Here is an 11,639-nt window from a genome sequence, read left to right on the forward strand (position 1 = left end):
GCCTCTATCGCTTTTATGGTGGTAGTGATCTCATTGACGGCAGAGGCTGTCTCTTCTGCAGCAGTGGAGAGGACTATTACATTTTCAGCTATCTCTTTCATAGAGGCTGACATCTCCTCGATAGAAGAGGAGGAGGTTTCTACCAGTGAGGAGAGTGTGCTGGTGCTATCTGCAATCTGGTTTATGGATGTGGTCATCTCGAGGATGGCTGAAGAACTTTCGTTAGCAGACCTGGACAGGTCTTCTGAAGCATCAGCTACCCCACCTGTGGAAGAATTCATCTGGTTGATGGAGGCAGAGGTGGCCTCTGTAGACTCGACCTGTTCATGTGCACCCTTTGACAGTTTATCTGCACTATCGTTGATACGGATTGTGGCAGATAAAACTGATTCGGAGACGTCCTGAATCTTTTTTATTATCCCCCTGAGGCTATAAATAAAATTATTAATCCCTGTTGCGAGTTCCTTGATTGTAGAGACCTCAACCTCTTTTCTTAAATCACCTGTTCCCATCTCCTGCAGAGTATCAATGATATTGGCGAGGGGTCGGAGGATTTTGATAATAATTAAGGAAAATATAATTACAGTTACAAAGCCGAGGGCTGCTATTAGTATTTCTGACCGGAACATGACTCCCTTTAAAAAAGTAACATCCTTCAGTGCAATTACAGATATTTTCCCCTTTCCTCCAAGGTCAGATATATAGACCGTATACTTTTTGTTATCCTTTTTAAGAGATCTCTTATCTACTGCTAATTTTACTATCTCATCCGTAGCATTAACTACCTCTTTATTTAAAGATATTCCCACTTCTGCATTCAGTATCTCCTTCAATTCTGCAAGCAGGGGGTTCATGTTAACCCCTAATTCCATGATTCCTAACTTTTTGCCTCCAACATAAAATGGCGATGCTATGAAGCTGTAAACCTTACCATTTTCTTCTTCTACACCGAATACTACCCTGTCCTCCCTCGCCGCAATTAAGGGTATTTCTCTCTTAACCATCTCTGTGTCCTTTGGGTCAGTAGCCTTTAAATAGACCTTTCCATCAGTTGTATAGTAATTTAAAATGCTTAATCCCTGCTTACTTAATCTATTCAGAATCGGGTAAGAATAATCGTAGAGCTCATCTTTATCATGAAAGGACTTTTGAATGTAGGTGGTATTAGCCACTGTCTCCAGGAGGTTTTTAGCCCATTGTTCATTATTTTTCAGGCCCTTTTTTATCAATTCTGAAAGGTTTCTGCTCTGTTCTTCTTCAAGATATGCTGTAATCCTTGAAAATCCCCATCGTGTGAAGAAAACTGAAGGATTATAATTGTGATTAGAATGGATTTGAGGCCTTTTTTACGGAAAAATTCCACTTTCCTCCTTAAAAGATAATAAAATTAATCCAAAATTATACATTGAAAACCACAGAGAGCACAGAGAAAAAAATGAACTGAGAACTGAGAAGTAGGAAGTAAGAAGTGAAGTCATAACTTCCCATTTCCTATTTGTCATTTCCAAATTTATAACTCTATGTCTCTGTGGTTATTCACATGCCGTTCAACTTTTTTACAAAAGAACCTATTTTTCTATTGGAAATCCCTTGGCTGTCCATTCAGGTATACCCCCTCTGAACCAATGAACGTTTTTGTATCCGGCTTTCATCGCGGCAACTGAAGACTTATAAGATTTCCAGCACCTTTCGCCATTGCAGTAAAAGATAATAGGGGTATTTTTGTCGCCAGGGAGTTTGCTGAGATCCAGTTTGTCAACACCAGGGTCGAAATTCACACTCTTCTCACTCTTTTCTTTATACGGTAGACCGACTGCACCTGGTACGTGGCCTTCTGAGTATTCGAGTTCATTTCTTACATCGAAGACCTTTGCTTTGCCAGCAAGCAATTTTTTACACTCTTCGGCAGATATAATTTTAGCCCCTGCCAACTTATCCGGGGTTAGGGGGTTTTCTGCATACACCAAGCTTAGCGGGCTGCAGATAATAAAGAGGGCTATCACCGGCAACATAATAAGTTTTCTCACAATATATCACCTCCCTTCATCAAACTTTAGAAGAAAATTTCTAATTTCAGGTATAACTATATCTTAATTTAAGAATAACATAATCCCTTATCTTGTCAAGGGTTTATCAGCAAATTTTGCGGGGTTGTTAGTGATTCTGGCACAAAAGTTGTATAATTAAAATATGCAAATATCAGATATAAACACGCTTATAAAAGAGGTGCTCTCCTATAACCCTGAGGCAGATGTGGAGACGCTGAGGAAGTCTTATATATTCTCACGTGAGGCCCACTGCAGCCAGAAGCGTTTTGAGGGCTCACCTTATATAGAGCACCCGCTTGCTGTTGCGGCAATCTTAGCGGAGATGAAGATGGATAGCACTACCATTACAGCAGGACTCCTGCATGACACTGTTGAGGATACAGGTACAACTGTTGAGGATATAAGGGATATCTTTGGAGATGATGTTGCATTCTTAGTTGAGAGTCTTACCAAGCTGAGCAGAATGGAGTTTAAGACAAGGGAAGAGGCTAAGGCTGAGAATTTCAGGAAAATGCTCCTCGCAATGGCAAAAGACATAAGGGTAATAGTCATAAAGTTTGCAGACAGGCTTCATAATCTGCGTACCCTCCAGTATCTGCCCGCGCACAAACAGCACAGGGTGGCCCTTGAAACTCTGGAGATATATGCCCCACTCGCAAATCGCCTCGGTATCGGCTGGCTGAAAACCGAATTTGAAGATTTGAGTTTTAAATACCTCATGCCCGAACTCCGTGAAGAGCTGGGGCAGAAAGTCACGAAGAGGAAAGAAGAACAGGAGGGTTATATTAAAGAGGTAATAGGGATAATAGAGGAAAAGCTTCGTGAAGAAGGGCTTCCAGGCAGAGTCTTTGGACGGGTCAAGCACTATTACGGCATTTACCAGAAGATGCAGAAGCAGGGAATTCCCTTTGAGCAGATTTACGATGTCCTTGGCCTGAGGATAATTACAGACACCAAGGCTGATTGTTATGCCATCCTCGGTCTTATCCATTCTCGGTGGACACCTGTTCCTGGTAGATTCAAGGATTATATTGGTGCCCCGAAGTCTAACATGTATCAGTCCCTGCATACTACGGTAATAGGGCCTAAAGGTGAGAAGGTCGAGTTCCAGATAAGGACAGAGGAGATGGACAAGATAGCTGAAGGGGGTATTGCTTCGCACTGGAGGTATAAGGAGCTAGGGCCTATAAAAGAAAAGGATGACCGATATTTTTCATGGCTGAGGGAGCTTGTTCAGTCTCAGAATGACCTTCCTGATGCTCAGGAATTCCTTGAAACAGTCAAGGGCGATATTTTCCCCGATGTTGTTTATGTCTTTACCCCTAAGGGGGATGTGATGGAACTTCCTGTGGATTCAACTCCTGTTGATTTTGCCTATAGCATCCATACTCAGATAGGGCATCAGTGTATTGGTGCAAAGGTGAACGGGAAAATTGTTCCTTTAAGATATCGCCTGCAGAACGGCGATACAGTTGAGATTATTACTGCTTCTGGCCATGATCCGAGTAAGGACTGGTTGAAGTTCGTTAAGACTCCGAGGGCAAAGGCAAGGATAAAGCAATGGGTGAAAGTAAAAGAGAGGGAAAAGAGCCTTGAGCTTGGAGGGGAGCTTCTTGAAAGAGAACTCAGGAAGCACGATCTGAGCCCTAATTTAGCAAGGTCCAGAGAAATTCTTGATGTGACCAGCTCTTTTGGGATTCACAATCATGAGGATCTTTTAGTAGCTATAGGTTACGGTAAACTCTCTGCACATCAAGTTATAAATAAACTTTTGCCTGAACCTGAAAAGGTTGAGATTGTGCCGGCAAGAAGGAGAATTAAAAGGCCAAAAGAAGAAAGGGGCATAAAGATTAAAGGTGTGGATAACATCCTTTTTCACCGTTCAAAATGTTGTTACCCTGTGCCAGGAGACAGAGTTATAGGTTTTGTGACAAGAGGCAAGGGGGTTTCGATTCATACAGGTGACTGCCTTAACCTTGAGTCACTCGCTGTTGACAGAGACCGTTTGGTAGAGGTGGAGTGGACTGCAGGAGAAGATGTTACCCATCCTGTGAAGATCGCTGTGTCTACGATTGATCAGCCAGGTATACTTGCAAATCTGAGCGCGGCAATTTCATCTGCTAATGTCAATATAGCTCATGCAGATGCCTCGACAACACAGGAAAAGAAGGCCTTCTGCAACTTTATAATAGAGGTTAAAGACAGGGCCCAGCTCGAAGGGGTTATTAAAAAGCTTATCCAGGTAAATGGTGTTATGGAAGTTAAAAGGGTCAAGACAGCATAGGAGCCCTTTACCCTCTGTCATGTGAGATTGCTTTGTTTCATCCGCAATGACATTTCATTATCTAAAGGATAGAGATAGAACTGAGAACATTTTTCGGTCAGTATAATGCGGTTGCATTATTAGCGATGTTATGATATAAACCCAAATATTGACAATGAGAACAGGCACCGTGGTTTAAAAAGGAGAGAAGATTGGATTTTTTAGCTAAATTAGGTGAGTGGTTCCTCTCTGTTGTCAAAGAGATGGGGAAGATGGCTATTTTTCTTGGCAACGCTATATATTTAATCTTCACCCCACCCTTTAAATACAAATTACTCCTGAGGCAGATCAGGTTTCTCGGTACAAGGTCCATGTCTATAATCCTTCTCACAGGCGCCTTTACCGGGATGGTGCTGGGGCTACAGTTGTTTTATACCCTGAGGAAATTTGGCTCTGAGGCACTGCTCGGGCCTGCAATTGCATTGAGTCTTATACGGGAACTCGGACCGGTATTTTCAGCCCTCATGATAACCGGCAGGACAGGTTCAGCCTTAACCGCAGAAATAGGAATGATGAGAATATCTGAGCAGATAGACGCATTATATTCAATGGCACTGAATCCGATAAAATATCTCATAGCCCCCAATATCTTAGGTGGAATGATTGCTTTTCCGTTACTGACAGCTATCTTCGATGTTGTAGGCATTTATGGTGGCTATTTCGTAGGGGTAAAGCTTCTCGGCATAAGCTCGGGGACATATTTTTCTGAAATGAAGACATTTGTTGAGATGGAAGATATCTTTGCAGGTATTTACAAGTCCTTGAGTTTTGGTATTATAGTGACCTGGATCTGTTGTTATAAAGGTTTTTACTCGGGTTATGGTGCTGAAGGAGTGAGCAAGGCGACAACCGAGGCGGTTGTGCTGTCATCTGTCCTTATCCTTGTAGGGGACTATGTTATAGGTTCGATGCTGCTATGACAAAAAAAAATATAATAGAACTTATAGACGTTGAAAAATCCTTTAATGGGCTAAAGGTGCTGGATGGCGTAACCCTGAAGATAGAGGCAGGAGAGATTATAACCATTATGGGGAAAAGTGGTGGGGGCAAAACCGTCCTCATGAAGCACTTTATAGGGCTGCTGAAACCTGATGTAGGCCAGGTGCTTATAGATGGTGAAGATATTACCTTTTTAAAAGGTAAGGAACTCGATAGAATAAGAGAGAAATTCGGGTTTCTCTTTCAGGGAGGCGCACTGTTTGATTCCATGACAGTGCTTCAAAATATTACATTTCCTCTAATAGAGAGGACCGATTTGGACGTAGAAACCATAAATGACAGAGCAATTAATGTCTTAACCCATGTTGGGCTTAAAGGGACAGAGGGGAAATACCCTGCAGAACTGAGCGGTGGCATGAAAAAGAGGGTTGCTCTTGCAAGGGCGCTTGTGATGGAACCAGAGATACTTCTCTTTGATGAGCCTACTACAGGCCTTGACCCTATAATCAGGACATCTATCCATCAATTGATAAAAGATGCTCACAGGGAATTTGGATTTACAGGTGTAATAATAAGTCATGAGGTGCCGGGGATTTTTGAAGTCTCTGATAGGATTGCAATGCTTCATGAAGGCAAGATAATAGAAGTTGGTACCCCTGAAGAGATTATTAACTCCAGTAACCCGGCAGTTCGCCAGTTTGTAACAGGAAGTATAGAAGGGCCTATAGAGACTATTTTTTATTAAATAAACCGGGGGCTGAAATGAAAAAGTTTAACCTTGAGATTGCAGTCGGAATTTTTCTCCTTTCGGGTATCCTCGCCCTGGCCTTTATCTCGGTGAAGCTGGGGAAGCTTGAGATTATTGGTGGAAGGGGCTATATGGTCTATGCCTATTTTGATAAGGCAGGTGGGATAAAGGCAGGCTCTATTGTGGAGATTGCAGGAGTGGGGGTTGGAACGGTGCAGAGTGTATCCCTTGAGAACTACCAGGCAAAACTCGCCCTCAGGCTTGAACCTTCAATTAAGCTCCAGGATGATTCTATTGCCTCAATTAAGACAAAAGGTCTTATAGGAGAGAAGTATGTGCAGATTACGCCTGGCGGCTCAGAGAAACTTATACCCCCCCATGGAAGGATAAGGGAAACCGAGTCTGCTGTGGATATCGAAGAGTTAATTTCAAAATACGTCTTTGGAAAGGTTTAAAGGAGAGGAGGTTATGGCTAATTCGAAAAGTTTTTTTATTGCCTTTTTTTGTGCCATGATTCTTATCTCTTTTTCAAGAGCCTCTGCCCAGGAAAAGATTGTGATGGACCTCAAACAGTGTATAGACAAGGCTGTTGACCTGAGCCCTGAAATCGGTGAGGCGCGCTATGAGGTTCAGGCATCGGAAAGCAAAAAGGCCCAGGCAGATGCTGCAAGATACCCACAGGTGGAGTTTCTTGCGTTGACCGCTCCATCGCCGAGGGCAAGGGGCGATCAGGTATCGTCTCCAGATGATTCTACAAGGCCGGTTATTTCAGGGATTTTTGGGAAGGGTGAGGTCAGCCTTATTCAACCACTTTATACATTTGGGAAAATAAGTAGCTTCAGAGAAGCCTCTGAGAGCGGTATAAAAGTGAGCATGGCAGGTGTTGATAAAAAGGTTTCAGATATTGTTTTGAGGATCAAGTATCTCTATTACAGTCTTCTCCTTGCAAAAGACCTCAAAAGACTCATTCTTGAAATAAAGGATGATCTCGTTACTACAATAGAAAAAGTGGAGAAGCAGCTCGACCTCGGTTCTCCATGGGTAGACCAGATAGACCAGTTCAAGCTAAATGCCTTTTTAGGAGAGGTGGATAGAAACTTAAATGAAGCGGAAAAAAGTATAGCACTTGCAAAAGATGCATTAAAGACTTCCATTGGCATAGCTAAGAATATAGAGTTTGATATTATTGATAATACCCTTACAAGAGAAGAAAGACCTATAAGGGTACTGGAAGACTACATAAACGATTCTCGACAGTTACGCCCTGAGTTTATTCAGTTGAGGGAGGGTCTTAAGGCCAGGGAGGCCCTTGTAAGTGCTGAGAAGAGCAATTACTACCCGATGCTATTCCTCGGTGCCAGAGGCTCGCTGGCAGGCGCCTCAAACAGAGATAGACTCCACAACCCCTTTGTCTTTGATGAATTCAATCACTCTTACGGTGCAGTATTTCTCGGTCTCAAGTGGTCTATAGATTTCGGGATAACAAAGGGAAAGGTGAGAGAGGCTGATGCCGAACATAGAAAACTTCTTGAGAAAAAGAGATTTGCCGATGAGGGGATTCCCTTTGAGGTGAGAAAGGCATATCTTGATATCGAGGAAGCAAGCAAGAGCATTGAGGCAACAGAGAAGGCTTACAAAAATGCAAGGAAATGGATCATTGCTGCTGTTGCAAACTTTGATATGGGTGTTGGCGAGGCAAAAGAAATAGCTGATGCGGTTAGTGTCTATGCCCTTACAAGGGCTAACAACCTTAGGTCTATTTACAATGAGAGAATGTCCTATGCTAATCTATTATATGCCACAGGCAGGGATAAAACAGAAAAATAGGAGATCTGATTTATGAATTCATCGCGATTTTCAACTTTATTTGTTGTGCTGCCAGTTTTTTTAATGACTACACTGGCTGAAGCTGGCGAACCAATGGAGCAGGTGAGGGCTTCGGTGGATAAGGTTCTGAACATCCTGAGGGATAAGGAACTAAAAAAACCAGAGAAGACCGAAGAGCGGAGAGAAAAAATCAAAACTGTAGTGCATGAGAGATTTAATTTTGATGAGATGTCCAAACGGTCCCTTGCCATTCACTGGGCCCAGAGGACCCCTGCAGAAAAAAAGGAGTTCGTAGACCTTTTTAGCGACCTGCTTGAACGCTCTTATACAAAAAAGATTGAAGGCTATACAGATGAAGAAATCTTATATACAGCGGAATCAGCAGAGGGGAATTACGCAATAGTAAAGACCAAGGTTTTAACCAAAAATAAAACCGAGATACCCATAGATTACAGACTCATCAGGGCAAATACAAAGTGGGAGATTTACGATGTTGTAATTGAGGGTGTAAGTCTAATCAACAATTACAGGACTCAGTTCAATAAAATTATAAGGTCGCAATCATATCAGGAGCTTGTAAAAAGAATGAAAAATAAGCAGGAGGCTGAAACCTTCGTGCAACCATAAAACAGGCAAGTTTCTAAATTCAAAACATTGAACACTGAAAAATCTGTTGAGCATTTCTTTGATGTCTTTGAAAGCCCTGTTGGCACCCTCTATTTGATTTTCTCGGGTAAATTTCTTGTCGGGATCTCCTTTGAAAAACCATCACGGATGCAATTCAAAAATGGGGCTGCCCCCAGGGAGTTTATTGGAGAGCTTAAGGGGTATTTTGAGAAGGGCAGGGATAATTTTAAACAGAAGATAAAATTTTCTGATGGGACTGAATTTGAGAGAAAAGTATGGCTTTTACTCAGAGAAATTCCCTTTGGTGAAACTAAAACTTATAAATGGCTTGCAGAAAGAATTGGCAAACCAAATGCCTGCAGGGCTGTGGGCCAGGCCCTTAAAAGGAACCCCATCCCTGTAGTGCTCCCATGTCACAGGATAATAGAATCTGATGGATCTATAGGCGGTTACTCATCAGGAGTTGACATTAAAAGAAGGCTCCTTGAAATGGAGTATTATTTAAAATTAAACAAATAGCGTTCTTTCCTATTTATAAAAATGGTTCTTTTCCCAAAAAGTTGCTAAAAAGGGTTCAAGCAAAATCAAAAATCAAATATCAAAAATCAAAATAATGGAATTCTTTAATTTTGCATTTTGATTTTTGCATTTTGATTTATTTATCCTTTCAATTCATCAACTAATTTGGAGATGACCATGAATTATAAGCTGACCTCTAATATCTTTAAAACCCAGTTCAATATTCCACCTGAGACAAAGGCGACAGGAAATATTATTGCTATCATACCGAGGGCCATTTTAAGACCTCTCTCTTTGACAATCATAAAGAAATTAGCAAGGCATGGGACAAAAAGTGTTATGGTAACAAGACTCACCAGGGACTGGTGAGGTGTAAGGAGCCCTTTTTCAGCCATAGCAAAGAGCCCTGCTGCGCCATAGTCTCTCCTTAAAAATCCGAGAATAAAGGCCTCAGCGGTCTTTGCCGGTAGCCCTAAGAAGCTCACTATCACAGGTGAAACCGCTGCCTCAATCCATATGAGAAGATTAAACTTATGAAGGACAAATAGTATAAGGGTTCCGAGGATAAACAGAGGCACTGCCTCCTTGAGGTACCACTCGACCCTCCCTATGGTCTTTACGATTATATTTCCTAAAATTGGCTTTCTTATAGGTGGTATTTCAAGGAAAAACTCTTCCCTTTCTCCTGGAAGGATTTTCGAGGCAAGGTAGCCAGAAAAAAAGAGGACTAATATAACACTTCCAATCCATATAGCAGTGGCTTTGATGGAAAGGGCTCCAAGCATTCCGAGGATTACTCCAAGCTGTGCAGAGCAAGGTATGGCTAAAGCCAGGAGAAACGTTGTGATTATCCGTTCCCTTTTAGACTCGAGAATTCTTGACGTCATCACAGCCATTGTCCCACATCCAAGACCCAGGACCATTGGAAGCACTGCCTTCCCATTCAGGCCCATAATATTGAAGACCCTATTGCTCATTATGGCAAGCCTGGGCAGATACCCTGTGTCTTCAAGGATAGCAAAGGCAATGAAGAAAGTGGTTGTAATAGGCAATATTATGGCAATGGCATAGGTGAGGGCCATGGTAATCAACCCATATTCACCGACTAACAATTCTTCGAAGAAAGCTATTGGAACCACTGCTTTTACAATTTTTTCTGCCCAGGGATTCAGGTATACTCCAAAGACTGTTTCTTCAAGGAGACCTACAAGTGTCCCTGCACCAAAGATGCCAACAAACTCATAGATTCCATAAAGCACGGCGAGCAAGAGGGGTATGCCCCACACAGGGTGCATGCTCACATGCCCTATAAAAGCCGATACCTTTCCCCCTTCAGAAGCAACTCTCTTTGTGACCTCTTTTACAATATCCTCTGCTGTCTTCAGTCGCTCATGGTTTATAACGAGACTTAAGGGTTGATTGAACTTTTCCTGAGCCTCATTCCTTAACACTTCCAGCCTCTTAATGTCATCTTTTTGTAGATTGACTGTAAGCCAGTCTTTAAGGCTTTCATCCCCAGCCAGAATCATCATAGAGAGGGAGCGTTTGGATATATTGGCCTCAGGCAAAAGGGCAGAGACCTTCTCGGCGTATTCCTCTATGACAGGGTTATAGGTAATACTGAGTTTTGGTGATGCAGGCTTTAATAAGGCATCCCGTAACTCTCCAAGTCCCTTTCTTTGTGGCGCAATGGTTCCTATAACTTCTACTCCAAGGATTTCCTTTAATTTTTCAGAATCAATTATAATGCCCCTATCCCTGGCTTCATCCTCCATGTTCAAATCAAGGACAAGTGGAATGCCTGTTTCTGCAAGCTGAATGGTCAAGAGAAGTGTCCTTTTCAGGTTTTTTGCATCAGAGACCTGAAGGATCAAGGACGGCCGTTCATTTAAAAGTATGTCACGCGTGACCTTCTCATCCTCGCTCATAGGGATGAGGCTATTGACCCCAGGGGTATCCACGACTGAGTACTGTTTTCCGTTGAGGGTTATATTCCCGTAGGATACCTCAACTGTGGTTCCCGGATAATTGGACACGGTAACGTATTTGCCTGTAAGAAGCCCGAAGATAACGCTCTTACCTACATTTGGGTTGCCAATAAGTGTAATCCTGTCGTATTTACCTTTTGCCGTTGTTTTTTCCTTATGTTCGTGCATGCAATCCTTTTAGTTTTTCCTTCAGGTTATCCGTGAGTAAGACATTTGCTATTGAGACTCAGTTGCAATTATAATTTTTAAAATGCCTCTTGTCAAGATAAAAATAGCATCATAAATAGAATTATCAGAATCGATAATCGCAACAATCTTTCTAACATCGTTTATCTCTCCTTTAAGTGATATGTAGTTTTGTTATGCAACACAACTGATGCAGTTTGCACCAAATGAACAATATGATATTAAAAATATCCTGATAAAATCAACAGGCGGCATGAACTATCGGTGAGACAGAACGGCCTATGTCTATTTTGCCCAAATCCAGAGATAGAAATTCCTTAAAATTCCCTCTCCCTCGCCCGCCCCGCTTCGCGGAGCGAGGCCGGGGATGGGAGAGCAACTGTGTTGTCAAGGTAAATTTTTAAGCATATATTGGGTTCCATAATACTTTATGT

Annotated in this window: 10 protein-coding genes; 7 read left to right on the forward strand and 3 right to left on the reverse strand. The window is 42.2% G+C overall.

The genetic code is table 11. The features are described from left to right. Window positions 1-1,229, reverse strand: a 1,229-nt coding sequence (locus HZC12_02505) for a methyl-accepting chemotaxis protein (protein ID MBI5025600.1), incomplete at its 3' end; no start/stop codon positions are given. Window positions 1,230-1,568: 339 nt separating this feature from the next. Beyond that, window positions 1,569-2,027, reverse strand: a complete 459-nt coding sequence (locus HZC12_02510; GenBank protein MBI5025601.1) for a rhodanese-like domain-containing protein — start codon at window positions 2,025-2,027, stop codon at window positions 1,569-1,571. 169 nt (window positions 2,028-2,196) lie between these two features. On the opposite strand from HZC12_02510, the gene HZC12_02515 reads away from it, so the two are divergent. The 7 genes from HZC12_02515 (at window position 2,197) to HZC12_02545 (ending at window position 9,031) form a co-directional block, all read left to right on the forward strand. Continuing rightward, window positions 2,197-4,332, forward strand: a complete 2,136-nt coding sequence (locus HZC12_02515) for a bifunctional (p)ppGpp synthetase/guanosine-3',5'-bis(diphosphate) 3'-pyrophosphohydrolase (protein MBI5025602.1) — start codon at window positions 2,197-2,199, stop codon at window positions 4,330-4,332. A 191-nt stretch (window positions 4,333-4,523) separates the two neighbouring features. Further along, complete coding sequence (locus HZC12_02520; protein ID MBI5025603.1) at window positions 4,524-5,291, forward strand: ABC transporter permease; 768 nt, start codon at window positions 4,524-4,526, stop codon at window positions 5,289-5,291. Window positions 5,292-5,302: 11 nt separating this feature from the next. Further along, on the forward strand, window positions 5,303-6,055 hold the full coding sequence (locus HZC12_02525; GenBank protein MBI5025604.1) for an ABC transporter ATP-binding protein: 753 nt from the start codon (window positions 5,303-5,305) through the stop codon (window positions 6,053-6,055). Window positions 6,056-6,072: 17 nt separating this feature from the next. Next, on the forward strand, window positions 6,073-6,513 hold the full coding sequence (gene mlaD / locus HZC12_02530) for an outer membrane lipid asymmetry maintenance protein MlaD (GenBank protein MBI5025605.1): 441 nt from the start codon (window positions 6,073-6,075) through the stop codon (window positions 6,511-6,513). Window positions 6,514-6,526: 13 nt separating this feature from the next. Then, window positions 6,527-7,885: a TolC family protein gene (locus HZC12_02535; GenBank protein ID MBI5025606.1), complete on the forward strand. Its 1,359-nt coding sequence runs from the start codon at window positions 6,527-6,529 to the stop codon at window positions 7,883-7,885. Window positions 7,886-7,897: 12 nt separating this feature from the next. Next, the gene (locus tag HZC12_02540) at window positions 7,898-8,512 is read left to right on the forward strand and encodes an ABC transporter substrate-binding protein (GenBank protein MBI5025607.1); all 615 of its coding nucleotides are present in this window, start codon (window positions 7,898-7,900) and stop codon (window positions 8,510-8,512) included. A 27-nt stretch (window positions 8,513-8,539) separates the two neighbouring features. Then, window positions 8,540-9,031, forward strand: a complete 492-nt coding sequence (locus tag HZC12_02545; GenBank protein ID MBI5025608.1) for a methylated-DNA--[protein]-cysteine S-methyltransferase — start codon at window positions 8,540-8,542, stop codon at window positions 9,029-9,031. Between the two features lie 182 nt (window positions 9,032-9,213). On the opposite strand, the gene feoB is transcribed toward HZC12_02545, so the two are convergent. Then, entirely contained in the window at window positions 9,214-11,187 is a 1,974-nt protein-coding gene (gene feoB / locus HZC12_02550) for a ferrous iron transport protein B (GenBank protein ID MBI5025609.1), read from the reverse strand. Window positions 11,188-11,639 lie beyond the last annotated feature (452 nt).

The sequence above is a fragment of the Nitrospirota bacterium genome, assembly GCA_016214385.1.
Taxonomy (GTDB): Bacteria; Nitrospirota; Thermodesulfovibrionia; order UBA6902; family JACROP01; genus JACROP01.

Coding starts and splice junctions, on each gene's coding strand:
- feoB (MBI5025609.1), bottom strand. CDS start 11,187: ATGCACGAACATAAGGAAAAAACAACGGCAAAAGGTAAATACGACAGG.
- mlaD (MBI5025605.1), top strand. CDS start 6,073: ATGAAAAAGTTTAACCTTGAGATTGCAGTCGGAATTTTTCTCCTTTCG.
- HZC12_02540 (MBI5025607.1), top strand. CDS start 7,898: ATGAATTCATCGCGATTTTCAACTTTATTTGTTGTGCTGCCAGTTTTT.
- HZC12_02535 (MBI5025606.1), top strand. CDS start 6,527: ATGGCTAATTCGAAAAGTTTTTTTATTGCCTTTTTTTGTGCCATGATT.